This is a genomic window from Streptacidiphilus sp. EB103A, from assembly GCF_041261405.1.
In the GTDB taxonomy this organism is placed as follows: domain Bacteria; phylum Actinomycetota; class Actinomycetes; order Streptomycetales; family Streptomycetaceae; genus Streptacidiphilus.
In genome coordinates, this window is record NZ_JBGCAQ010000003.1 from 143,609 (window position 1) to 166,271 (window position 22,663).

Below are 22,663 nucleotides of genomic sequence, written 5' to 3' on the forward strand. Positions count from 1 at the left end.
GGCCGCCCCGAGGGGCGGCCGTTGAGTCTGCGTGGGAACGCGCGATCAGTGGGCCGCCTCGGGGACGGTCCACCACCAGGAGTAGGTGCGCTGCGTATTCACAGCCCAGACCCTAGCGGATCGGGAGGCGGAGCGGCTGCAGATTCGCGGCATGTCTCAGTCAGCGGTCGCCGGGGACATTTCGGTTGCGTTACCCCGTAGCCTTGGCGCTGTGACCGTGACCGTTGAAACCCACCCCGAAGGGGACGGAGCCCAGGGCTTCTCCTGGCAGTCCCTTCCCGCGGCGCAGCAGCCCGAGTGGCCGGACCCCGAGGCTCTGCGCAAGTCCCTTGCGGACCTCGCCTCCTATCCGCCGCTCGTGTTCGCCGGCGAGTGCGACCAGCTGCGCACCCGTCTCGCCGCCGTGGCCAAGGGTGAGGCGTTCCTGCTCCAGGGCGGCGACTGCGCCGAGGCCTTCGACGGCGTGTCGGCGGACCAGATCCGCAACAAGCTGAAGACGCTGCTGCAGATGGCCGTGGTCCTCACCTACGCCGCCTCCGTCCCGGTGGTCAAGGTCGGCCGGATCGCGGGCCAGTACTCCAAGCCGCGCTCCAAGCCCACCGAGACCCGCGACGGTGTGACCCTGCCGGTGTACCGGGGCGACTCGGTGAACGGCTTCGCCTTCACGCCCGAGTCGCGCCGCCCCGACCCGGAGCGGCTGAAGCGGATGTACAACGCCTCCGCCTCCACCCTCAACCTGGTCCGCGCCTTCACCACCGGCGGCTACGCGGACCTCCGCCAGGTCCACGCCTGGAACCAGGACTTCGTCCGCAACTCGCCCTCCGGGCAGCGCTACGAGCGCCTCGCCAAGGAGATCGACAGCGCGCTGTCCTTCATGAACGCCTGCGGGGTGGACCCGGAGGAGTTCCGTACGGTCGAGTTCTACTCCTCGCACGAGGCGCTGGTGCTGGACTACGAGACGGCGCTGACCCGCACCGACTCCCGTACGGGCAAGCTCTACGACGTCTCCGGCCACATGGTCTGGATCGGCGAGCGCACCCGGCAGCTGGACCACGCCCACATCGAGTTCGCCTCGCAGATCAGCAACCCGATCGGGGTGAAGCTCGGCCCGACCACCACCGTGGACGAGGCGCTGACGCTGATCGACCGGCTGGACCCGAACCGCGAGCCGGGCCGGCTCACCTTCATCACCCGGATGGGCGCGGGCAAGGTCCGCGACAACCTGCCCGAGCTGGTGGAGAAGGTCACCGCGAGCGGCGCCGTGCCGGTGTGGATCTGCGACCCGATGCACGGCAACACCTTCGAGGCGGAGACCGGGCACAAGACCCGCCGCTTCGACGACGTGCTGGACGAGGTCAAGGGCTTCTTCGAGGTGCACCGCGCGCTGGGCACCCACCCGGGCGGCATCCATGTGGAGCTGACCGGCGACGATGTCACCGAGTGCGTGGGCGGCGGCGACGAGGTCTTCGTCGACGACCTGCACCAGCGCTACGAGACGGCCTGCGACCCGCGGCTCAACCGCAGCCAGTCGCTGGACCTGGCCTTCCTGGTTGCCGAGATGTACCGCGGCGCGTAACCCGGTCAGTGTGACGAAGACCCCTCCGGATCTGCGAAAGCGGAACCGGAGGGGTCTTTTGGCACTCGCTCCGATTAGGTAAGGTTAGCCTTGGCTCAACCGGACGCCATCGGAAAGGACCGTCATGTACGTGTGCGTGTGCCATGCGGTCACCGAGCAGCGCGTCCGTGCGGAGATCGCCTCCGGCGCCACCACGCCCCGCCAGGTCGCCAACGGCTGCAAGGCCGGAACCGACTGCGGCTCCTGCGTCCGCCGGATACAGTCCATCCTCGGCAACGAGGGCGCTCGTCCCTGCCCGACCGCCCGCCTCGCCGCACTGCTGGGCCTCCCGGCGCCGGCACCCGAGAACAAGGCGAAGGCCGGCGCCGAGGCGGCCTGACTACAGGCCCGCTTCCAGATCGCTCAGTGCGTCCGCCCACAGCGACGAGCCGCCCTCGGCGAACGCGGCGGGATCCAGGCCCCGAAGCAGCTCGGTCAGCCGCGCCGCCTGATCCGCCCGCGCTTCCGCGTCCAGGCCAGGGTCGCGTCGGCGGCGCGCCTGAGCGAGCTCCGCGGCGCAGGCGACAAAGGCGGCCAGACCGGAGTTGAGCAGCAGCGGAGCCTGGAAGTCGGACTCGGGCCCCAGCGCCTGGACCGCCCCGGCAGGGCTGAGCAGCAGGTCGCTGTCGCCCCATGAGCCCAGCCAGCGGTGCTGCTCCAGCCCCGGGGGCGGCGCCTGGACCGGTTCGTCGGACTCCTCGTCCACGCCGACCCGCGACAGCAGTTCCGGTCCGAACTCGGCCAGATCCGGATCCAGCTCCACGGTGGGCAGTGGACGCAGCGGGACCGGAAGGCCGGCCAGGGCCGCGCGGACGGTGTCGTCCAGTAGACCGGCCTCCCAGTGCTCGGGGGCGAGCACCATGACCTGGTCCGCACCCCACAGCCGCCGGGCCCGCTCGACCGCGTCGCCCGCCGGGATTTGCGCAGGCGCGGGCACAGGCGCAGGTGCGGGAAAGGCCGTGAGGTCCAGGCGGAGCTCCCGCCTCTGCCCGGTCCCCAGCAGGGCCGGATCCAGTCGCAGCGCGCCGGGGCCGGCGTCCGTGCCGAGCAGCAGCACCGCGTCGCCGCTGAGGCGCGCGCTCCGCACCTTCTGCTTCGGGCGCAGCGACAGCAGCAGCTCACCGGTGTCGGTGCGCAGCAGCTGGACCCGGTCCATGGTGATCAGGGCGGCCACCGGGACCTGCGTGCCGCTGTCGTCGGTAAGCACCGCGGCGCTCAGCTGCACGGCGCGCCCCGACAGCTCCCAGGGCGGTCCGACGGCCTCGCCGGTGAGCGGATCCCAGCGCTGCAGCCGCTGCTGGAAGTCGGCGGTCAGCAGCAGCACCCGACCGGTGGCCGGATCCACCGTCCAGGCGGTCCGCATGACGGGCGCGTCCGACTCATTGGCCCAGTGGGCGACCTGACGGAGCGTGCCGAGTTCGAAGACCCTGAGCTCATGGCCGAGGGTCAGCACCGCGTACGGGAGGCCCTCGATCGTGGTCGCGGTCAGCCCCGGGAACTCATGGCTGACCAGCTTCACCGTGCCCCGGCAGGCCACGCTGTCGAGGTCCCAGACCGCCAGACCGTGGAAGGGGTGGAAGGTCGCCAGCAGCGGGCCGACCCCGGCGACCGCCGCGACATCGCCTTCCTCGGCGGGGTAACCGCCGTCCGGATACCCGGAGCGGCGGGACTCCAGCGGCGCGACGAGCTCCTCGGTCCCGGCGGCCAGCAGCCCCTGCGCGGTGACCCCGAAGGCGAGCGCCTGACGCCCGGCGGCCAGGGCGGTCGGCGGTGCGACCCGGGCACCGCTGACGGCGTCGAAGAGCTGAAGCAGCCGGGGCGCCGTCGAACCGACGCAGCCGTACAGCAGCCGGCCGCCGAACTCCACGGTCGCGTCGGCGCCGACCGGTCCCGGCCAGTCGTCCTGGACCTCCGCCGAAGCGTCCCGGGCAGGCCGGGACCTGCCCCACAGCGCTGTGAACGGCTCGTTCAACTCCGCTCCCTCCAAGAAGGCCCCCACCAGCATCGATGGCCCAGGCTACGGGATGTCAGGAGGACCCAGGCGCGAACAGGGCGCGGGAGTCGACCACCAGCCTGACCAGGTCGTCGCCGAGGGCGATGTCGACGACCTGTTCCCCGTCGACCCGGGAGCCCGAGATCGCGGTGATGTTCCGCCCCAGGCGCAGCCGCGCGGGCACGGTCGCGTCCCGCAGCCGGGTGACCCACAGCAGGTCCCCGGCCGCGCACAGGACGGCTGCCCCGGGGCCGTCCTGCAGCAGTTCCACGGCGGTGGCGGCCTCCGGCAGTTCGACGGTGGGACGGAGCGGCGCTCCGTCGCGGCGGCGCCGTAGGTGCAGCAGGCGGTCGGCGGTGGACGCCAGCACGGCCGGCGTCCCGTCCAGTACCGCTGCCTTGGTGGCGAGGCACGGTGCGTCGGACAGCTCCCAGTCGACCACGGGTCCGTTGGGGCCGGGGCTCAGGACCCGGAGTCGACCGTTCTCCAGCAGCAGTCCGCCGTCAGACGGCGCGCTGTCGGCCGGGGCAGGGCGCTGCTCCCGGGCCCTGAAGGCCAGCCCGGGGAACGCCTGCTCGGTCGCCTCGGCGAGCGCGGACAGACCCTGGCGGACGGCGGCCACCTGGAGCTGGGCCGCCTGGGGAAGGGAGCCGGGGTACATCAGATCGAGCACCGGGCGCAGTGCCACCGTGGCCGGCTCGCCGGAGCCGTCGGCGGCGGACCGCAGCGCGTCCAGGTCGGCCCGGAGCAGCAGGCCGGGATCCGGGAGCAAAGGCGCCAGCCGCTGCGAGGCAGCGGCCTGGCGGAGCAGTTGGGACAGCTGCTCCGGGGGCGTGTCCGCCCAGCTGGGTCGTTGGACGCCTGATGCGTCGCCGCCGACCGGCACCGCATGGGCCAGGCCGTAGGTCAGGGCGGTGCGGGCCCGCTGCTCGGTCTCCGGGCCTCGCGCGGTGAGCAGCGCGTCCGCTATCGCCGGGTGGCGGAGGCGGTATGAAGTACCGTCGGAAGCGGCATCGGGGCCGTCTTCCTCCTCTTCGGCCCGCACCAGGCAGAACGCCTCCTCCAGCACCCGTTCCGGCCCGTCCGGGTCGAGGCGGCGGCCGGTGGCCGCCCGGGAGCCGAGTCGCCAGGTGGCGGCTCCGAAGCCGTAGGGGCCGGCCAGGGCCAGGCCGTAGAGCGCGTCGGCGACGGCCGGCGCGGTCGTGCTCCACCGCTCGACCAGCAGGGTCACCGCCTGCTCCAGCCCCGAGGGAAGCACCCGGATGTCCGCCGCCAGCGGCGCGGTGGGCCCGAGCAGCGCCAGCACCAGGACCTGCGCCAGCATGAAGTTGGGGAAGGACGCCTCCGCCACCGACCGGACGAACTCGGCGGCGGACGCCTCGCCGCTCCGCATCGGGCGGGCCGCCTCCGGGGGCGCCAGCTCGTCGGCAGCCGACTCGCACAGGGCGCGGACGAACGACTCGAAGGCGTCCCGGTCCGTCCACTGCGGCAGGTCGAGATCGATGACCGAGCCGGGAGGAAGCAGCGGCAGCCACTCCCGGCTGCCCTCGGTGACCAGGCGTACTTGTGGCAGTGCGGCCAGCGGCACCACCAGGTCCCTGAGCGCCCGCGCCGAGGTGCGGATGCCGACGGGGTCGGACTCGTCCAGCTCGCTGACGGCGATGCAGACCGGACGGGGATCGGCCGCCAGAACGGAGAGCAGCTCGTCCGCGGTGGCCACGTCGTACCCCAGTTGCTCCCCCAGGGCGGCGGCCAGACCGTCGGCTCCACGGCCGCGCGCACCCAGGGCCGCGTGGAAGACCGGGCCGGTCCCGGTGGCGCCGGCCGCCGAGGGCTCCTGGTCGCTCAACAGGAAGAGCCAGTTGAGGAGGGTGCTGCGGCCGGTGCCCGCGGCGCCGGTGATGTGCACATTCGTTCCGTGCGGGCTGTCGGCGAGGATCCCCTGGAATTCGGTGGCCGCCTTCCACCGGCCAAGGGGGAACGGACCCTGGTCGCTCGGAGTGGTCACGGACGGGACTCCTGGAGGTAGTCCGTCAGTTCGCCGACTCCTCGCTCCCGGTCCTCCGCCCGGGGACCGTAGTCGAAGCTGTAGGTGGACCCGGCATCGGGGAAGGTCGAGGACAGCCAGTCCGCGCAGTAGTTGCCGGGCAGCATGCAGGGTTCCAGGTCGGTGTGGATCCGGACCACTTGTTCGGGTTCCACCTCCCTGCTGCGGAGGCTCTCCCACAGCCGCCGTTCCACATGGCCCTGCCCGGGGAGGGTGTAGCCGCGGACGGTGCGCAGCGCGCCGCCGGGCGCCCGGAACTCGATGATTCCGGCAGCGGCCACGGTCGCGGTGAGCCTCAGGTCCTGGGCCACCTGCGGCCACCAGTCCGCCGGGTCGGACAGGGCTTCCGGGTCCAGCCGGCGCAGCTCGGCCTCCAGGTCGGTGGCGATCCTTACCGCTTCGGCGCCGATCGGCTGCGGGCCCAGCTCCGTCAGGGTGTCCCGCAGGGCGTCGAGGCAGCGGATCCAGGCGTCCAGTGAGGAGTTGACCCTTCCGCTGGGGTACCGGTAGGCGCAGAAGACCGACCGGACCGTGCCGTCGTCGGCGAGGCAGATCTCCGCCCCGCGGTCGGTGCCCACCCGCAGCCACTCGGCGGCGGCCGGGTCGTGCACCTTGAGACCGTTCTCCTCGGCGTATCGGGCGAGGGGCTGGGGCCGGTCCGCCGGTTCGTGGTACGGGCCCACCGGGCCGGGCAGTTCCGCGCGCGCAGCCACGGTGTGTCTCCTCTTTCTTCCGGACGGTCAGCCTTGCGGACGGTCAGCTTCGACGCTTGATCGGGGGCTTGCCGAAGAGCCATCGTATGTGGTCCTCGTGGGCCCGGTTTCCTGCCGCTTTGGAGCCCGGGTTGTGGTGGTCGTACTGGAAGGCATGGGTCCGGGCGGCGTCCGGGAAGTAGTGCCGGGTCCATGCGTTGCAGTTGGGGTTCGGCTGGTTGCAGTAGTCCCGCTCCGAGTAGATGCGGGTCACCTTGATGTTCCGGCCGCCGTCGATCTCCTTCAGCAGCGGGACGCCGGCTATCCGCTCGGAGTGGGCGCCGTCGCTGTGGCCGACCACGACATGCTTGGCGCCGGCCTCGTCCTCGTACTCGATGGCGGCGTAGTTGTTGCCCGACTCGTCGCCGTCCAGCAGGCGGCGCTGGTTGACCTTCTGCGCCAGGTCATGGGTCTTGGGGTCGACCTTGGTCGAGGTCTGCACCGGGCTCCGGTCGGCGTTCCGGGGCAGTCGGTACTTCGGGTTCTGCTTGCGCCGCTTGGGGGCGGGCGCGCCGCCGTTGCTGCTGCCCCCCGTCGACGTCCCGCCCTCGGCGGGCTTGGGGTCCTTGACGGCCTTGCGCTTCCGGTCGGCCTTCGCGACGTCCTCGGCGGTGGTGGCCTCGTTCTTGACGGTGTTCTCGGCCACGTCCTTGGCGCCCTGCTCGGTGTCCTTGAGGACTCCGTGGTAGGCGTCGGTGACGTCCTTGGCCAGCGCCTTGCCGATCTTCTTGGCCGCTCCCGTGAAGACTTCCGCTATCTCGCTCATGAGAAGTCCAGCCCGGCGAACTTGCCGGTGAAGACCGTCGCGTGGCCCTGCACCGCTGCCGCGTGCTGTCCGATCACGGCGGCGTGGGCCTTCAGGTCCTCCGGGTGGATCCGGAACCCGTCGCCCGGCCCGTTCCCCGAGACGCCCAGGGTGTCCTCCAGCGCCGAGTAGCTCATCCCGGCCACGGCCTTCTCGACGGTTCCCAGCAGAGGGGTCAGCGCCGCCTCGATCACCTGGGCGGTGATGTACTGGATCAGCATCTGCTTCAGGTACTCCACCGCCAGGTCGGCGGCCTCCACGAGCGCGGCCTCCGCCACCTCGGCGAGCCCGAAGGTGACCACCGCAGCGGCCTGGTCCGCCACGAAGGAGACCGCCAGGACCGCCAACTCGGCTATGCACTCCAGCTTCATCGCCACGATGTAGTCCGCCGCGGCGTCCAACGCGGTGGCCAGCAGGGTGCAGCCCTGGTCGAGCTCGGACATGTGACTCTGCGACAGATGCGCCCACTTGGACACCAGTAGCTCGTACGAGTTGGCCTGGTATGCCTCGCCCATCGCCTTGAGAGTGGCGGTCGCCCCTTGGTGGGTGTCGTCGATCGCCGCCGCGAAGTCACGCACATGGGTCGCGAACTCCCGTACCGAGTCCTCGTTCACCTGCGGCCACTTGACTCCGATGACCTGAAGGAACGTCACCACCGGTCCTGGCAGCTCTATCGCCACGCCCCACCCCCGCACTTGATCGCATGCGCATTCGCCAGCCGGTAAGACTAGTCACATCGCTTGGGGGTGGGGCAAGGCGCCGCGCGGTCAGCTGTCCGGCTGCTCGATCAGCGACTGGATGTAGAGCGGCTCGCCCAGTTTGTCCAGCAGTTCGAGCTGGGTGTCCAGGTAGTCGATGTGGTGCTCCTCGTCCTTGAGGATGTGCTCGAAGATGTTGGCCGAGGTCACGTCGCCCTTGGCCCGCATCACCACGATGCCGCGCCGCAGCCGGTCGATCGCCTCCACCTCGACCTGGCGGTCGGCCGTGAACATCTCGCCGACGGTCTGGCCCACCCGGATGTGGAACAGCCGCTGGTAGTTGGGCAGCCCGTCGAGGAAGAGGATCCGGTCGGTGAGGATCTCCGCGTGCTTCATCTCGTCGATGGACTCGGAGCGGGTGTACTTTGCGAGCTTGGTCCAGCCGAAGTTCTCCTGCATCTTGTAATGCAGAAAGTATTGATTGATCGCGGTCAATTCTGCAGTCAGCTGCTCATTGAGGAACTCGATGACCTCGGGGTCGCCCTGCATCGTTCGCACCCTTTCTATGCCGCTCAAGACGGTCTCCGGCATAGTTCCACCGCGGAGGATCGAGTTCCAGTAAGGTCACACTCGCCTCCGGGGTCCCCGTGTGCTGTCATCCGGCCGCGATCTGTCACCATGGAGGCATGGGTCAGTCCGAGAACGAGCAGGCCAGGGCCCAGGAGCCCGGCGAGGCGGAGCTTCCGCCGGGCCAGCGCCTGCAGCGCGGATGGCCGGTTCTGCACTACGGGCCCGTCCCCCGGTTCAAGCCTTTGACGTGGGAGTTCCAGGTATTCGGAGCAACGGCCTCGGGGGACAAGCACAGCTGGGACCACGAGGGATTCATGACCCTCCCGAGGACCACCGTCACGGCGGATCTTCACTGTGTGACGCGTTTCAGCATGCTGGGCAGCCGCTGGGGCGGCGTCTCCACGGCGACCATTCTCGAACTCGCACCGCCGGCCCCAGAAGTCACCCATGTGATGGTATGGGCCGAGTACGGCTTCAGTTCCAACCTGCGCCTCGCGGACTTCGCCGACGACTCCTCCCTCTTCGCCACTCACCGCAATGGCGACCCGCTCACGGTCGAGCACGGCTTTCCGGTCCGACTCGTCGTCCCCCATCTCTATGCCTGGAAAGGCCCCAAATGGGTCCGCGGCCTCGAGTACATGACCGCCGACCGCCGCGGCTTCTGGGAGGAACGCGGCTACCACAACATCGGCGACCCCTGGGCCGAGCAGCGCTACTCCTACCAGGAGGTCCCGGGCGACGGCCCGGAGCTCTGAAATCGGTTTGCTCTGATCAGCCGGGGTCGGCAGGATCGCGGGCATGGAGCATCCTGCTGAGGTACTGGTGTACGACCGGGTCGAGCTGCGTCGCAAGCGCCTCGTCGACGTCGACGCGCAGCACCGGCTGGTGCTGGAGTCGCTGGAGCACCTGACCCCCTGGATGCCCTGGGCCTCCGGCTACTCCCGGGACTCCCTGCTGGAGCATCTGACCGAGACTCAGGCCGCCTGGGAGTCAGGTCAGGCGTACGACTACATGGTCGTCAGCGAGGGGGAGATCGTCGGCTCCTGCAGTCTGATGCGGCGGATCGGCCCGGGCGGTCTGGAGATCGGCTACTGGATCCACCCGGAGCGCACCGGCCGGGGCCTGGTGACCATGGCCGCAGCCGCCCTCGTCGAGGCGGCCTTCGCCCTCCCCGGCACCACCCACGTCGAGATCCACCACGACGAGGCCAACACCGCCAGCGGCGCCGTCCCCCGCCGCCTCGGCTTCACCGTCGTCTCCCGCGAGAAGGACACCACCCGCGGCGGCGCCCCGGCCGAGTCCGGCATCACCGTCATCCACCGCCTGGACCGCGCGGCGCGGTAGCCTCGCCGCGGGCTACCAGCGGTTGCGGTGGAGGACGTCGGCGAGGGGGCGGCGGCGGACTGGGCCGAACTTTCCCAGGGGCCAGCCGACCGGGATGATGCCGAAGGTGTGGACGTCGGAGGGGATGCCGAGGGCGGCTTTCCACTCGCGTTCCAGGAGCAGGTGCCAGATCGTCAGGTTGGCTCCCAGGCCCAGACCGCGGGCGGCCAGGAGCAGGTTCTGGATGCCGGGGTAGACGCTGGAGGCCTCGGCGAGGAGGGTGAAGCGGCCGCCGTGGGCGGCCAGGCGGCTGAGGCCGGCGGTGCCGAGCTGGGTGACCATGCCGCGCAGGCTGTCGAAGTCGGCGGTGACCTTGGGGGAGCGGTAGCAGGGGATGACCAGGGCCGGGATGTCGGTGAAGTGGTCGCGCTGGTACTCGATCGCCGCGCGCATCCGGTCGTAGGCGCCCTCGTCCATCGGGGTGGGGACGGTCCGGCCTGCCGAGGCGAGGTAGGTGTTCACGCAGCGGGCCCAGAGCGGGGCCAGGGTGGTCATCATCTCGCGGTCGGTGACCAGGACGTACTGGTAGTCCTGGGCGTTGTGGCCGCTCGGCCCGTAGACGGCGGCCTGGACCAGCTTTTCCAGCAGCTCGTCCGGCACCGGCTCGGCGCTCAGCCGGCGCATCGCCCGCATGGTGGCCATGGTGTCGAAGAGGTCAACCGCCGCAGGTGAGGTCATGCGCACGGAGTCTACGGAGGGCCTCCGGACGAACTGTCAGCGGGGCCGCCCAAAACGATACAAGGTGCTCAGTACAACCAGATGGTGACCTTGCTGCCCATCGCCGCCTGCTGGTTCCCGCCGGGGCTCTGGTTGTGCACGGTCGGAGTGCCGAACGGGTTGAGCTTGACGGCCTGCACCTGGAAGCCGGCGCCCTGCAGGGCCTTCTTGGCGTCCTTCTCGCTCAGCCCGGTGACATCGGGGACGGTCGTCTGCTGCTGTCCCTTGGACACGGTCAGGGTGACCGTGCTGCCCTGGGACGCGGTGTCGCCGTTGGGGCTCTGCGCGGCGACCTCGCCGGCCGCGGCGTTGTCGGAGAAGACCTGGTTGGGGTCCAGCTGAACCTTGAAGCCCGCGTTCTGCAGGTCGGCGGTGGCCTGGTCGACCGACTCGCCGACCACGTTCGGCAGCGAGACCGGCTGGGAGCCGGAGCTGACGACCAGGTTGACCACGGTGTTGGGCTGCTCCTTGGTGCCTGCCGCGGGGTCGGTGCTGATCACGTTGCCCTGGGTGACGCTGTCGCTGGCCTGCTGGGTGACCTGGCCGACGGCGAGCCCGGCGGCCTTGATCGCCTGCTCGGCGGCGGACTGGGACTTGCCGGTGACGTCCGGGACGGCCGGGCGGTCCGGGCCCTTGGAGACGTCCAGGGTCACCGAGCTGTCCTTGCGGATCCTGGTTCCCACGCCCGGGTTGCTGCTGATCACCTTGCCGCTGCCGACGGTGCTGCTGAAGTCCTGGGTGACGGTGACGGTCAGCCCGTCGGCCTGCAGGGTCTGCACCGCCTGGCCCTGGGTCTCGCCGAGCACGCTGGGCATCTGCATGTAGAGCCCGTCCAGCGCCAAGGTCGCGCCACCGGCGACCAGGCCGATCACCAGCAGCACCGCCGCCGGGACGACCCAGCGGCGCCGGCGCCGCGGCGGCCGGCGGTTGCCCCGGGACGGCGGCTGGGCGTAGCGCTCCTCCGGCGGGGTGCGCCGGGGCATCACCAGGTCGGGCGGCAGCTCGCGCATGATGCTGGTGCGCTCGACCTGCGGTTGCTGCTGGAAGGGCGGCGACGGCAGCCCGGGCTCGGCGTCCAGCTGGGCCGGCGTCAGGCCGCGCCGGATGTGCTGGAGCGCGGCGAGCAGCGCGACGGCGTCGGCCGGCCTGCGGTTGGCGTCCCGGGCGGCCGCTGCCGTCGTTATGGCGTCCAGCTGCGGCGCCAGGCCGGGGACCAGCGTCGACGGCGGCGGCACGTCCGAGCTGATGTGCTGGTAGATGACCTGCATCGGGCTGTCGCCGGTGTACGGCTTGGCACCGGTCAGCATTTCGAACATCAGGATGCCGCACGCGTACACGTCCGTGCGCGGGTCGGTGGCGCCCTGCTCGATCTGTTCCGGCGCCAGATAGGAGACGGTGCCCATGACCTGACCGGTCGTCGCCTGGGTCTCCCCGCTCACCGCCCGGACCAGGCCGAAGTCGGTGACCTTGACCCGGCCGTCCTCGGTGAGCAGCACGTTCTCCGGCTTGACGTCCCGGTGCACCAGACCGGCCCGGTGCGCGGCGCCGAGCCCGGCCAGGACCGGCTCCAGGATGTCCAGCACGGTGCGCGGTGCGAGCGCGCCGCGGTCCTGCATCAGGTCGCGCAGGGTCCAGCCGGGGACGTACTCCATGGCCAGGAACACGGCGTCGCCGTCCTGGCCCTGGTCGAACACGTTCACCACGTTGGGGTGCGACAGCCGGGCCACGGCCTTGGCCTCGCGGATGAAGCGCGCGGTGAACCCGGGGTCGGCGGCCATCCCGGCGTGCATCACCTTCAGCGCGACCACCCGCTCCAGGCGGGTGTCCAGGCCCCGGTAGACGGTGGCCATGCCGCCGACGGCGATCCGCTGCTCGACCCGGTAGCGGGCATCGAGCAGCCGCCCGAGGAGGGGGTCGTACAGGGTCGTGTCCATCCCAGGGAGTTTACGGCCCTTCGGGGTCGGTTCGGGTGCACCGACGGTCGAGTTGTTGCCGGACGGTAAGGAGTGAGTGACCAGGGTCACTCCGACAGGCACAGCTCAGGAGGCCGGCCAGAAGGCCGGTCAGAAGGCCGGTCAGAACGCCGGGGCCTCCGGATCGAGGTCGGCGCGGCCGGCCATCGGGGACGAGGCCTCGGCATGGAAGCGGCGCGGGATCCGCCCGGCCCGGTGGGCCAGCCGACCTGCCTCGACGGCGTGCCGCATCGCCTCGGCCATCAGCGCGGGATACTGGGCCCGGGTGACGGCGGTGGCGAGCATCACGGCGGCGCAGCCCAGCTCCATGGCCAGCGCGGCGTCGGAGGCGGTGCCGGCGCCGGCGTCGAGGACCACCGGGACCTGGGCCCGTTCGACGATCAGCTGGAAGTTGTGCGGATTGCGGATGCCCAGGCCGGAGCCGATGGGGGAGCCCAGCGGCATCACCGCGGCGCAGCCCACGTCCTCCAGCTTGCGGGCCAGCACCGGGTCGTCGTTGGTGTAGGGGAGGACCACGAAGCCGTCGTCGACCAGGGTCTCGGCGGCGTCCAGCAGCTCGATCGGGTCCGGCAGCAGGGTCCGCTCGTCGGCGACCACTTCGAGTTTCACCCAGTTCGTACCCAGGGCCTCGCGGGCGAGCCTGGCGGTGAGCACCGCCTCGCCCGCGGTGAAGCAGCCCGCCGTGTTGGGCAGCACGGCGATGTTGTTGCGCTGCAGCACCTCCAGCACCGAGCCGCGCGCGGCCGGGTTGATCCTGCGCATGGCCACGGTGGTGAGCTCGGTGCCGGACAGCCGCAGCGCCTGCTCCAGCACCTCCAGGCTGGGCGCGCCGCCGGTGCCCATGATCAGACGGGAGCCGAAGCTGCGGTCGGCGATGGTCAGAGTGTCGTCCGACATAGTTGGGTCAGCCTCCCTGGACGGCGGTGAGGATCTCGACGCGGTCGTCGGCGGCGAGCGCGGTGGCGGGCCAGGCGCCGCGCGGCACGACCGTCTCGTTGACGGCGGCGGCGATGCCGGACGGGGCCGAGCTGAGCTCGGCGACGACCTCGGCCAGGGTGGTGCCGGGGGCGACCCGGCGCGGGTCGCCGTTGACGCGGATGGCGACGGTGGCCGTCACGGGGGGCGTCATGAACTGGCCTCCAGAAGGGAGAAGCGGGCGGGGGTGAACGGGGCGGCCTCGGGCGGCAGTACGCCGGTGGCCAGGTAGGCGGAGACGGCGTCGGCGGTGACCGGGGTCAGCAGTACGCCGTTGCGGTGGTGCCCGGTCGCGGCTACCAGGCCGGGCAGCGCGGTCGGCCCCAGCAGCGGGGCGTTGTCGGGGGTTCCCGGGCGCAGCCCCGCGCCGGTCTCCACCAGCGGCAGTTCGGTGACCCCGGGGACCAGCTCATGGGCGTCCCGCAGCAGCTCGTACACCCCGCCGGCGGTCACGGTGGTGTCAAAGCCCTGCTCCTCCATGGTCGCGCCGACGACCAGCTCCCCGTCTTCACGCGGCACCAGATAGAGGTGCACGCCGCGGACCACGGCTCGGAGGTTGCGGGAGAGGAACGGGCCGCCGGGCAGCGGCGCGCCGAGCGAGGTGGTCATCCGCAGCCGCAGGATCTGGCCTTTGACCGGGCGGACCGGCAGCCGCGCCTCCGGCGGCAGCCCGGGTATCTCCCCGGACCAGCTGCCCGCCGCGAGCACGGTCTGCCCCGCGGACAGCCGGGCGCCGTCCTCGGCGAGGGCGCCGACGACCCGGTCCTGAGCGTTCGTCAGCTCGATGCGCGCGGCCCGGGAGCGGTGGATCCGGACGCCGGCCGCGGCGCAGGCGCCCAGCAGCGCCGCGCCCAGCCGCCGCCCGTCCACCTGGTGATCACCCGTCACCAGCAGCCCGCCGCGCACCGAGGGTGCCAGCATCGGTTCGAGCCGGCGGCACTCGCGTCCGGTCAGCCACTGGGACTCCAGGCCGAGCCGCTGCTGGAAGGCGTGCACCTCGCGCAGCTCGGCGCGGTCGTCGGCGTCCAGTGCGGCGGCCAGGGTGCCGCAGGCCCGGTAGCCGGTGGGCAGCCCACTGGCCGCGGTCAGCTCGGCGGCGAAGGCGGCGTAGCGCTGGTTGGAGGCGATGCCGAGGCGCAGCAGGTCCTCCTCGCCGTACTGGAGTTCGGTGACCGGAGCCAGCATCCCGGCGGCGACCTGGTTGGCGCCCCGGCCCGGATCCGGGTCGAGCACGGTCACGGAGAGGCCGCGCTGGGCGGTCCGCCAGGCGATGGCGAGGCCGATGATCCCACCGCCGACGACCAGTACGTCGGTCAGTGCGTCGGTGTTGCTACGTGGCACAGGTGCCCACTCCCTTCGCCGGCATGACCCGGATCAGGTTCGGACGGTCGGAGGCCGGGGGCGGGGTCCGCCCTGCTGCCTCCCTCTCAGCCCGGTACGCCGGGCTCCCGTGGATGGTCTCCCCACTGTAGTCGCGCCTGCTCGGCCGTAGAGTGACGGGATGCGGATCGTCGTGGTCGGGGCCGGGATGGCCGGGGTGCAGACAGCGGTGGCGCTGCGCGAGCGGGGGCACGACGGCGAGGTGCTGCTGCTGGGTGCCGAGCCGCACCAGCCGTACGACCGTCCGCCGCTGTCCAAGGACGTGCTGCTGGGCAAGGCCGAGCACTCCCGCTTCGACATCGATTTCGCGGACCGGGGCATCGAGCTGCTGCTCGGCCGCCCCGCCACCGGGCTGGACACCGAGCGGCGGGTGCTGGACACCGACGGCGGGGAGCTGGCCTACGACCGGCTGGTGCTGGCGACCGGGGCCCGGCCGGTCGCGCTGCCCGGGCAGTCCGCGCGGACGCATCTGCTGCGCACCCATGACGACGCCGTGGCGCTCCGGGGCGCGCTGCGCCCGGGAGCCAGGATCGTGGTCGTCGGCGCCGGCTGGATCGGCGCCGAGGCGGCGACCGTGGCCCGGCAGCTGGGCTGCGAGGTCACCGTGGTCGAGGCGGCGCCGGTCCCGCTGGCGGGCGCGCTGCCCGCCGAGGTCGCCGAGGGGATGCGCCGCTGGTACGCCGAGGCCGGGGTCGAGCTGCGGACCGGCACCGCGGTAGGCGGCATCGTCGACGGGGACGTCCGGCTGGAGGGCGACCCCGGCGCGACGGTGCTGCTCACCGACGGCACCGAGCTGGGCGCGGACGCCGTGGTGGTCGGCATCGGCGCCCGCCCCGACACCGGGTGGCTCGACGGCTCGGGCATCGTCCTCGACGACCGGGGCGCGGTCGCGGCCGACGACCGGCTGCGGACCTCGGCCGACGGGGTGCTGGCCGTCGGCGACTGCGCCTCCTTCCCGTCCGCCCGCTACCGGACCCGGCTGATGGTGCACCACTGGGACAACGCGGTGCAGGGCGCCAGGGTCGCCGCCGCCAACGCGCTGGGCGCCGAGCAGCGGTACGACCCGGTGCCCTATTTCTGGTCCGAGCAGTTCGGCCGCATGGTCCAGTACGCCGGGCACCACCGCCCCGGCGACGAGCTGCTGCGGCGCGGCGACCCGGAGGCCGCGGACTGGAGCGCGCTGTGGCTGCGCGACGGCGTCCCGGTGGCGCTGCTGGCCGTGGACCGGCCCCGGGACCTGGCCCAGGGCCGCCGGCTGCTGGAGCGCGGCGCCCCCCTCGATCCGGCGCTCGCGGCCGACCCGGCGGTGCAGCTCAAGGCCGCCGTGCGCGGCTGATGGTGCGCGGGGGCGGCCGGGGATGGCAGTCTTGAGGGCGTGAGCCAGATTGATCCCAAGATTGACGCCCTGATTCCCGCGTGGATGAACATCCCCGACATCGCCGAGCAGTGGGGGGTGGTGGTGACCAAGGTCCGGCGTCTCGTCGACGACGGCACCATCCTCGCCGTCCGCCGCGGCGAGAACAACGTCCTGATGGTGCCCGCCGCCTTCATCGGCCCCAACGGCACCGTGAAGGGCATCTGCGGCCTGCTGACCCTGATGCACGACTCCGGGTTCACCGACGAGGAGATCCTGGAGTGGCTCTTCACCGAGGACCCCTCGCTGCCGGGGACTCCCGCCCAGGCCATGAATGAGAACCGCGGCACGGAGGTCAAGCGCCGCGCCCAGGCGATGGCGCTGTGAGCCGTTCGTCGGCTCTGAGCGCGCTCGACGAGGCCCGGCTCTACCTGTGCACCGACGCCCGACGCGAGCAGGGGGACCTGCCCGAGTTCCTCGACGCGGTGCTGGCCGGCGGCGTGGACATCGTCCAGCTGCGGGACAAGGGGCTGGAGGCGCGGCAGGAGCTGGCGGCGCTGGAGGTCTTCGCCGACGCGTGCCGCCGCCACGGGCGGCTGCTCGCCGTCAACGACCGCGCCGACGTCGCCCACGCGGCCCGTCCGGACGTCCTCCACCTCGGCCAGGACGACCTGCCGGTGGCCGCGGCGCGGGCGATTCTCGGCGAGGACGTCTTGATCGGCCGCTCGTGCCACGCCGAGGCGGAGGTGGACGCTGCGCTGACCGAACCGGGCGTCGACTACTTCTGCACGGGGCCGGTCTGGCCCACCCCGACGAAGCCTGGGCGGCACGCCCCTGGTCTTGAGCTGGTCTCCTACGCGGCCAAGCAGGCCCCGGCCCGCCCGTGGTTCGCCATCGGCGGGATCGATGGCTCGAACCTGGACCAGGTTCTCGACGCGGGGGCGCGGCGGATCGTGGTTGTTCGGGCGCTCACCCAGGCGGCGGATCCGTATGCGGCGGCGGGGATTCTGGCGGGCCGGGTGCGCGAGCGCGGCTGAGTTTCTGGCTGATCGCGCAGTTCCCCGCGCCCCTAGGGGGCTGCAACCGGCCCAGTTGCACATGGTCAGGGGCGCGGGGAACTGCGCGAACAGTAACCACCGCCGAGGCGAGCGCTCAGGACCGACGTGCGGTAGCGGCCCCCGCCAGACGCCGCAGAACCCTCCGGGCCTCCGGTTCCACCAGAGGCGCGTCGTCCAACGCAGAAAGAGCCTCAGCGCGCAGCACAGTGATCCTCTGCTCGATCCGCTCCGGTGCGCCACTGCGCACGATCGCGGCCCGCAGCAACCCCACCTCGTGCTCGCTCAGCTCCGATGCCCCCAGCAGGCCGTTCAGCAGCCGCCCGTCCGAAGCACTGCACTCGGCGAGCGTCTCGGCCACGAGGAGCGTGCGTTTTCCCTCGCGGAGGTCGTCGCCGGCGGGCTTCCCGGTGACTTCCGGGTCCCCGAAGACGCCGAGCAGGTCGTCGCGGAGCTGGAACGCCTCGCCCAGCGGCAGCCCGAACGCACCGTAGGCGGCCGTCAGGGCCGCGTCCGCCCCGGCGAGCAGCCCGCCGATCTGGAGCGGGCGCTCCACGGTGTACTTCGCCGCCTTGTAGTGCACGACAGTCCGCGCCCGCTCGATCGCCCCCTCCCGTTCCGCCCCGGCGAGCCCTGCAGTGGCAGGTTCCAGCAGGTCGAGGTACTGACCCGCCATCACCTCGGTCCGCATCAGGTCGAACACCGGCTTGCCCCGGCGCACCGCCGCCAGCGACAGCCCGCTGCCCCACAGCAGTTCGTCGCACCAGGCCAGCAGCAGATCGCCGAGCAGCACCGCCGAGGCGGCCCCGAACTGCGCGCCGTCCCCGTGCCAGCCCCGCTCCCGGTGCAGCGCCTCGAACCGGCGGTGCACCGAAGGCACCCCGCGCCGGGTGTCGCTGCGGTCGATCAGGTCGTCGTGGACCAGCGCGCTGGCCTGCAGCAGCTCCAGCGCCGAGCAGGCGGCCACCGCGCCGTCTTCGTCCGGATCGCCGCCGGCCCCGCGCCAGCCCCAGTAGCAGAAGGCGGGACGGAGCCGCTTGCCACCGCTGTTCAGGAGCGCCCGCACGGTGCCGGTCAGCGGGCCGAGCTCGGGCGACACGGTCGCCAGTACCGCCTGCTGACGGTCCAGGAAGTTCTCCAGCGTCCGCTCCACCCGGGAACGCAGCAGCTCCTCGTCGACCGGGCTGCGCGGGACGCGAGCGCGGTCGAGCGGGGGGACGGGATGGGCGAAGGGCACCGGTGGGCTCCGAGCGGGTTCGGGAGCAGCCAGCGTAACGCGGGGGGTCCGCGGGGCTGGTGAGCGGATCCCCGCTCGAAGCGGTATCAGTAGGTGGACGGAGGTTTCGGAAACGCTTCGAACGGCCGCTAATCTGCCTGTATGGCCCTGGGTACCTCAAGCGTCCGGCACGACAGCAAGCCCTCCATCCGGGAGCTCCTGGCGGCGGGCAACTGCTCGTACTCCTTCGAGTTCATGCCGCCCCGCAGCGCGGAGGCGGAGGTGGGGCTGTGGAAGGCGATCCGGCAGCTGGAGGGCCTCGCGCCGACCTTTGTGAGCGTGACCTACGGCGCCGGCGGCTCCACCCGGGGCCGCACGATCAACATCACCGGGCGGATCACCCAGGAGACGACGCTCACCCCGGTCGCCCATCTGACCGCGGTCGACCACAGTGTCGCCGAGCTGCGCAACATCCTGGGCCACTACGCGGACCAGGGCGTGCGCAACATCCTGGCGCTGCGCGGGGACCCGCCGGGCGACCCGCTGGGGGAGTGGGTCAAGCACCCGCAGGGGCCGGAGTACGCGTCCGACCTGGTGCAGCTGATCAAGGAGTCGGGGGACTTCTGCGTCGGCGTCGCCGCCTTCCCGGAGATGCACCCCCGGTCGTCGGACTGGGACGAGGACATCAGGCACTTCGTCGCCAAGTGCCGGGCCGGCGCCGACTACGCGATCACCCAGATGTTCTTCGACGTAGACGACTACCTGCGGTTCCGGGACCGGGTCGCGGCGGCCGGCTGCGAGACCCCGATCATCCCGGAGATCATGCCGGTCACCTCGGTCCGCTCGCTGCGGCGCATCCCCACGCTCAGCAACGCGGTCATCCCGCAGAACTTCGCCGACCGGCTGCTGGCCGCAGAGGCCGACCCCAGGGCGGTACGGGCGATCGGCATCGACTACGCCACCGAGATGTGCCGCAGGCTGATCGCCGAGGGCACTCCGGGCCTGCACTTCATGACCATGAACTTCTCGACGGTGACCATGGAGATCTATCAGAACCTCGGCCTGGACCGGCGGGGCTGAACGGTACCGTGGTGCGCAGGGGCACGGCCGTGTCCGTTGCAGGCAGAGGTAGGTAGCCCGTGGGAGTCATCGGACTTGCGGTGCTCTACGCCGCGTTCGCGCTGGTCGCGCTGTGGCTGCTCGGGGAGCTGCTGCTGCAGCACCGGGCCGGTCCGCACTGGCGGGTGCTGGCGCTGGTCGGCTTCCTCGCGCTGGTGGCGGGTGTCGCGCAGGGGTCGCTGCCGCTGATCGGCGGCGGGGTGGTGGCCTTCGGGGCGGGGCAGTACCTGGTGACCCGGTCGGTGAAGACCGGCGCGGGCCCGTACTGGTCGCTGCGCTCCCGGGACGGATCGCTGCCGGGCCCGCTGGCCGGAGTTCCGCTGCTGGCGAGCGTCTTCCCGGCGGGCGAGGCCGTGCCGGGCGGCGAAGGGGACGAGCAGGCGCAGGGGGTCCGGGTCGGCGAGGTCGGCCCGGTCGAGGAGGCGCCGCCGACGATCGCCTACGACCCGGCGTCCTTCGAGGAGGAGGCGGCGGGCGAGGAGTACCCCCGGCAGCAGCCGTTCCCGGGGTACGCCGAGGGGCAGTACGCGGAATCCCAGTACACGGAGTCCCAGTACACCCAGGAGCAGTACGGACAGCCGCAGTACACCGAGTACCCGCAGCAGGACTACGGCTACCAGTACCAGGAGTACGCCCAGCCCGCCTACGCGCAGGCACCGGCCGAGCCCCAGGTCCAGTACGACGCCAACGGCTTCCCGGTCTACCCGTCGGAGCAGCAGCAGTACGCACCGCAGGGCGACTACTCCTACGGCTACGAGCAGCAGCAGTACCAGCAGCAGGCGTACGACCCCTCGGCCTACCAGTACGGCTACCAGCCGGAGCAGCAGCAGCCCGCCGAGCAGCCGCAGCAGCCGAATCACGAGGTCTGGCAGCAGCAGTACGGCTGACAGCGGACCCTCGCTACGGCGTGCCGATCAGCTCCGCCGTGACCGCCGCCGACATCCCCACCCTGGCCAGCCCGCCGCCCGGGTGGGCCGCGCCGCCGACCAGGTAGAGGCCGGGCCGGGCGCTGCTGCGGTTGGGGGCGTGCAGCCATGCGCCGTCCGCCCCGGCCAGGGCCGGTCCGGGGACGGAGCCGCCGGTCGCCCCGGTCCGGGCCTCGGTGTCGGCGGGGGTGCGGACCTCCCGCCAGAGCACCCGCTCGCGCAGTTCGGGTGCGGCGTGGCCGAGGACGGCGTCGGCGTAGGCCTCGGCGCGCCCGGGTGCGTTCCAGTCGAGCCCGCCGTGGGCCGGGACGGTCACGGTGAGCACGGCCGCCTCGTGCCCGGCGGGCGCGAGTGTCGCATCGTCAGGACGCAGTACCTGCACGGTGGGGCGCTCACACAGCCGCGGCGACCGCCCGAACAGAGCGTCCAACTCGTCCAGCCGGTCGGCGGCGTGCACGACGGTACGGTGCGCCGTTCCGTCGGGGCGTGCGCCGCGCAGTGCGAGCAGCACGGTGAACCGGCCCGGCGCGGGGTCGGCGGGTCGTCCCTCGGCAGCGACCCCCAGCGCCGCAGGGTCGGTGTCGGCGACGACCACGTCGGCGTCCAGCTTGCTGCCGTCGGCCAGCAGCACCCCCTCGACCCGGTCGGCGCCGAGCAGGTGCTCCACCCGGGCGCCGAAGCGCAGCTGCACCCGGCGCTGCTCGCAGCGGCGCAGCACCGCGTCGGCGAGGGCGCGCATTCCGCCGGTGACGTACCAGATGCCGAAGCTCTGCTCCATGTACGGGAGTACCGTCAGCGAGGCGGGGGCCGTCCGCGGATCGAAGCCGAAGCGCAGCGCGTACCCGTCCAGCAGGGCGGTCAGCCCGGGGTGGCGCAGTTCGCGCCCGGCGACGTCGGCGAGGCCCTGCGGCGGGCGGGGCCGGCGGGTGAACAGGCCGCGCCGGGCCGGCGGCCAGGGGTAGGGGTCCTGGTGCAGGGCTGACGGGTCGTCCGGCAGCGGCTCCTCCAGCAGCGGGCGCCGGGTGGCCTCCCAGACCGCCCGCCCGCGTTCCAGCAGCTCGCCCCAGCGCACGCCGGCGCCGCCGCCCAGCGCGTCGTCCAGGGACTGGACGACCCTGGCGCGGGAGGCGTTGGCCAGCTCGACCGAGGTCCCGTCGGGCAGCCGGTGCACACTGGCCGGCTCGACGGAGCGCAGCTCGACCTCGTCCTCCAGCCGGGTGCGGCCGGTCTTGAGCATCAGGTCGCGGTAGACGGCGGGCAGGGTGAGCAGCGTCGGGCCGGTGTCGAAGCGGAAGCCCTCCCGCTGGTACTGCCCGACCATGCCGCCGTGGGTGGTGTTCGCCTCGCACACGGTGACCCGGTGGCCCACCGTGGCCAGCCGCGCCGCTGCCCCGAGCCCGCCCATACCTGCGCCGATGACGACGATTCGTGCCATGGGCACTGATCCTATGCGTCGCGGAACCTGCTCAGTCCCGCACCCGCAGGCCGTCCATGATCAGGTCGATCAGCCGGTCGGCGTCGACCTCCTTGCCCCTGTCGCAGGCCCAGGTGACCCCGCTGACCAGCGTCATCAGCTCCTTGATGGCGACGTCGGAGCGGATCCCGCCGCTCTCCTGGGCGCGGGTGAGCAGCTCCTCGGAGGTGCGGTGCAGGACCCAGGCCGGGGAGTCCTGCTTCATCTTGTCCTCCGGCGGGATCAGGGCACTGGACAGCCCGCGGAAGACCTGGACGTGGGCGACCAGTCTGCGCAGCCACACAGAGAGGGCCTCGGCCGGGTCGGCGGCCTCGCGCAGCGGCTCGGCGTCGGTCAGGACCGAGGCCATCCACTGCTGCAGCACCGCGTCGATCAGGTTCTGCCGGACCGGGAAGTGCCGGTAGAGGGTGCCGGGGCCGACGCCGGCGCGCTTGGCGATGTCGTCGAGGGAGGCGTCGGCGCCGTTCTCCAGGAATGCCTCGGTCGCGGCCGAGACCAGTCGCTCGTAGTTGCGACGGGCATCGGCGCGCATCGGGCGGGCCGGCGGAGGCAGCGGAGACGGCGGCACGGTCATCGTTCATCCCAGGGGTTGATAAACGGAGAGTACCTCC

General features: G+C 72.2%; 23 protein-coding genes and 1 riboswitch. Of the genes, 9 read left to right on the plus strand and 14 right to left on the minus strand.

Annotation, left to right across the window (positions count from 1 at the left end; translation table 11 throughout):
* The first annotated feature begins 151 nt into the window (after positions 1-151).
* On the plus strand, positions 152-1,576 hold the full coding sequence (locus ABH941_RS05860; protein ID WP_370127500.1) for a class II 3-deoxy-7-phosphoheptulonate synthase: 1,425 nt from the start codon (positions 152-154) through the stop codon (positions 1,574-1,576).
* A gap of 124 nt (positions 1,577-1,700) precedes the next feature.
* Positions 1,701-1,955 (plus strand): bacterioferritin-associated ferredoxin, encoded by a 255-nt coding sequence (locus ABH941_RS05865; protein WP_370127501.1) that lies wholly within the window; start codon positions 1,701-1,703, stop codon positions 1,953-1,955.
* On the opposite strand, the gene ABH941_RS05870 is transcribed toward ABH941_RS05865, so the two are convergent.
* The 6 genes from ABH941_RS05870 to bfr all read right to left on the minus strand — a co-directional run bounded on the left by ABH941_RS05870 (position 1,956) and on the right by bfr (position 8,459).
* A complete protein-coding gene (locus ABH941_RS05870) occupies positions 1,956-3,587 on the minus strand; it encodes an SUKH-4 family immunity protein (RefSeq protein WP_370127502.1) in 1,632 nt (543 codons plus the stop codon).
* Positions 3,588-3,642: 55 nt separating this feature from the next.
* The gene (locus ABH941_RS05875; RefSeq protein WP_370127503.1) at positions 3,643-5,616 is read right to left on the minus strand and encodes a hypothetical protein; all 1,974 of its coding nucleotides are present in this window, start codon (positions 5,614-5,616) and stop codon (positions 3,643-3,645) included.
* Positions 5,613-6,368 (minus strand): nucleic acid/nucleotide deaminase domain-containing protein, encoded by a 756-nt coding sequence (locus tag ABH941_RS05880; RefSeq protein WP_370127504.1) that lies wholly within the window; start codon positions 6,366-6,368, stop codon positions 5,613-5,615. The genes ABH941_RS05875 and ABH941_RS05880 overlap by 4 nt, the downstream gene beginning before the upstream one ends.
* Positions 6,369-6,411: 43 nt before the next feature.
* On the minus strand, positions 6,412-7,173 hold the full coding sequence (locus ABH941_RS05885; protein ID WP_370127505.1) for a nucleic acid/nucleotide deaminase domain-containing protein: 762 nt from the start codon (positions 7,171-7,173) through the stop codon (positions 6,412-6,414).
* Entirely contained in the window at positions 7,170-7,865 is a 696-nt protein-coding gene (locus ABH941_RS05890) for a hypothetical protein (protein ID WP_370127506.1), read from the minus strand. The genes ABH941_RS05885 and ABH941_RS05890 overlap by 4 nt, the downstream gene beginning before the upstream one ends.
* 114 nt (positions 7,866-7,979) lie before the next feature.
* A complete protein-coding gene (bfr, locus tag ABH941_RS05895) occupies positions 7,980-8,459 on the minus strand; it encodes a bacterioferritin (RefSeq protein WP_370127508.1) in 480 nt (159 codons plus the stop codon).
* Positions 8,460-8,596: 137 nt separating this feature from the next.
* On the opposite strand from bfr, the gene ABH941_RS05900 reads away from it, so the two are divergent.
* Positions 8,597-9,235, plus strand: coding sequence for a sulfite oxidase-like oxidoreductase (locus ABH941_RS05900; protein WP_370127509.1), 639 nt, complete (start codon positions 8,597-8,599; stop codon positions 9,233-9,235).
* 43 nt (positions 9,236-9,278) lie between these two features.
* Positions 9,279-9,824 carry a GNAT family N-acetyltransferase gene (locus ABH941_RS05905; protein ID WP_370127510.1) on the plus strand — a complete coding sequence of 182 codons (546 nt, stop codon included), beginning with the start codon at positions 9,279-9,281 and terminating at the stop codon, positions 9,822-9,824.
* A gap of 12 nt (positions 9,825-9,836) precedes the next feature.
* Here ABH941_RS05905 and ABH941_RS05910 read toward each other — a convergent pair whose 3' ends face one another.
* From ABH941_RS05910 to thiO, 5 genes are all read right to left on the minus strand, one after another.
* On the minus strand, positions 9,837-10,541 hold the full coding sequence (locus tag ABH941_RS05910) for a nitroreductase family protein (protein WP_370127511.1): 705 nt from the start codon (positions 10,539-10,541) through the stop codon (positions 9,837-9,839).
* Between the two features lie 68 nt (positions 10,542-10,609).
* Positions 10,610-12,514, minus strand: a complete 1,905-nt coding sequence (pknB, locus tag ABH941_RS05915) for a Stk1 family PASTA domain-containing Ser/Thr kinase (RefSeq protein ID WP_370127512.1) — start codon at positions 12,512-12,514, stop codon at positions 10,610-10,612.
* A 141-nt stretch (positions 12,515-12,655) separates the two neighbouring features.
* Positions 12,656-13,450: a thiazole synthase gene (locus ABH941_RS05920; RefSeq protein WP_370127513.1), complete on the minus strand. Its 795-nt coding sequence runs from the start codon at positions 13,448-13,450 to the stop codon at positions 12,656-12,658.
* 7 nt (positions 13,451-13,457) lie between these two features.
* Positions 13,458-13,682 carry a sulfur carrier protein ThiS gene (gene thiS / locus ABH941_RS05925; protein WP_370127514.1) on the minus strand — a complete coding sequence of 75 codons (225 nt, stop codon included), beginning with the start codon at positions 13,680-13,682 and terminating at the stop codon, positions 13,458-13,460.
* Entirely contained in the window at positions 13,679-14,869 is a 1,191-nt protein-coding gene (thiO, locus tag ABH941_RS05930; RefSeq protein WP_370127515.1) for a glycine oxidase ThiO, read from the minus strand. The genes thiS and thiO overlap by 4 nt, the downstream gene beginning before the upstream one ends.
* Positions 14,863-14,990, minus strand: a riboswitch (TPP riboswitch). (Overlaps the previous gene by 7 nt.)
* Positions 14,991-15,029: 39 nt before the next feature.
* Here thiO and ABH941_RS05935 point away from each other — a divergent pair.
* Genes ABH941_RS05935 through thiE form a run of 3 tightly spaced genes read left to right on the plus strand, consistent with a single transcriptional unit; the run spans position 15,030 to position 17,299 of the window.
* Positions 15,030-16,244, plus strand: coding sequence for an NAD(P)/FAD-dependent oxidoreductase (locus ABH941_RS05935; RefSeq protein ID WP_370127516.1), 1,215 nt, complete (start codon positions 15,030-15,032; stop codon positions 16,242-16,244).
* A 39-nt stretch (positions 16,245-16,283) separates the two neighbouring features.
* Positions 16,284-16,649, plus strand: coding sequence for an Rv2175c family DNA-binding protein (locus tag ABH941_RS05940; RefSeq protein WP_134010327.1), 366 nt, complete (start codon positions 16,284-16,286; stop codon positions 16,647-16,649).
* Entirely contained in the window at positions 16,646-17,299 is a 654-nt protein-coding gene (thiE, locus tag ABH941_RS05945) for a thiamine phosphate synthase (protein ID WP_370127517.1), read from the plus strand. The genes ABH941_RS05940 and thiE overlap by 4 nt, the downstream gene beginning before the upstream one ends.
* Positions 17,300-17,414: 115 nt before the next feature.
* Here the strand turns inward: thiE and ABH941_RS05950 are convergent, their stop codons facing one another.
* Positions 17,415-18,554 (minus strand): polyprenyl synthetase family protein, encoded by a 1,140-nt coding sequence (locus ABH941_RS05950; protein WP_370127518.1) that lies wholly within the window; start codon positions 18,552-18,554, stop codon positions 17,415-17,417.
* A gap of 141 nt (positions 18,555-18,695) precedes the next feature.
* Between ABH941_RS05950 and metF the strand changes: the two genes are divergently transcribed.
* Positions 18,696-19,613, plus strand: coding sequence for a methylenetetrahydrofolate reductase [NAD(P)H] (metF, locus tag ABH941_RS05955; protein ID WP_370127519.1), 918 nt, complete (start codon positions 18,696-18,698; stop codon positions 19,611-19,613).
* Between the two features lie 59 nt (positions 19,614-19,672).
* Positions 19,673-20,539: a hypothetical protein gene (locus ABH941_RS05960; RefSeq protein ID WP_370127520.1), complete on the plus strand. Its 867-nt coding sequence runs from the start codon at positions 19,673-19,675 to the stop codon at positions 20,537-20,539.
* 13 nt (positions 20,540-20,552) lie between these two features.
* On the opposite strand, the gene ABH941_RS05965 is transcribed toward ABH941_RS05960, so the two are convergent.
* Entirely contained in the window at positions 20,553-22,013 is a 1,461-nt protein-coding gene (locus tag ABH941_RS05965; RefSeq protein ID WP_370127521.1) for a phytoene desaturase family protein, read from the minus strand.
* Positions 22,014-22,044: 31 nt separating this feature from the next.
* Entirely contained in the window at positions 22,045-22,626 is a 582-nt protein-coding gene (locus tag ABH941_RS05970; RefSeq protein WP_370127522.1) for a TetR/AcrR family transcriptional regulator, read from the minus strand.
* Between the last annotated feature and the right edge of the window lie 37 nt (positions 22,627-22,663).

What these genes read in the sequence shown, in the direction of transcription:
- ABH941_RS05965 (WP_370127521.1), bottom strand. Translation starts at nt 22,013, where the DNA reads ATGGCACGAATCGTCGTCATCGGCGCAGGTATGGGCGGGCTCGGGGCA.
- ABH941_RS05860 (WP_370127500.1), top strand. Translation starts at nt 152, where the DNA reads ATGTCTCAGTCAGCGGTCGCCGGGGACATTTCGGTTGCGTTACCCCGT.
- ABH941_RS05905 (WP_370127510.1), top strand. Translation starts at nt 9,279, where the DNA reads ATGGAGCATCCTGCTGAGGTACTGGTGTACGACCGGGTCGAGCTGCGT.
- pknB (WP_370127512.1), bottom strand. Translation starts at nt 12,514, where the DNA reads ATGGACACGACCCTGTACGACCCCCTCCTCGGGCGGCTGCTCGATGCC.
- metF (WP_370127519.1), top strand. Translation starts at nt 18,696, where the DNA reads ATGGCCCTGGGTACCTCAAGCGTCCGGCACGACAGCAAGCCCTCCATC.
- ABH941_RS05910 (WP_370127511.1), bottom strand. Translation starts at nt 10,541, where the DNA reads ATGACCTCACCTGCGGCGGTTGACCTCTTCGACACCATGGCCACCATG.
- ABH941_RS05920 (WP_370127513.1), bottom strand. Translation starts at nt 13,450, where the DNA reads ATGTCGGACGACACTCTGACCATCGCCGACCGCAGCTTCGGCTCCCGT.
- ABH941_RS05900 (WP_370127509.1), top strand. Translation starts at nt 8,597, where the DNA reads ATGGGTCAGTCCGAGAACGAGCAGGCCAGGGCCCAGGAGCCCGGCGAG.
- ABH941_RS05885 (WP_370127505.1), bottom strand. Translation starts at nt 7,173, where the DNA reads ATGAGCGAGATAGCGGAAGTCTTCACGGGAGCGGCCAAGAAGATCGGC.
- thiS (WP_370127514.1), bottom strand. Translation starts at nt 13,682, where the DNA reads ATGACGCCCCCCGTGACGGCCACCGTCGCCATCCGCGTCAACGGCGAC.
- bfr (WP_370127508.1), bottom strand. Translation starts at nt 8,459, where the DNA reads ATGCAGGGCGACCCCGAGGTCATCGAGTTCCTCAATGAGCAGCTGACT.
- ABH941_RS05970 (WP_370127522.1), bottom strand. Translation starts at nt 22,626, where the DNA reads ATGACCGTGCCGCCGTCTCCGCTGCCTCCGCCGGCCCGCCCGATGCGC.
- ABH941_RS05865 (WP_370127501.1), top strand. Translation starts at nt 1,701, where the DNA reads ATGTACGTGTGCGTGTGCCATGCGGTCACCGAGCAGCGCGTCCGTGCG.
- ABH941_RS05935 (WP_370127516.1), top strand. Translation starts at nt 15,030, where the DNA reads ATGCGGATCGTCGTGGTCGGGGCCGGGATGGCCGGGGTGCAGACAGCG.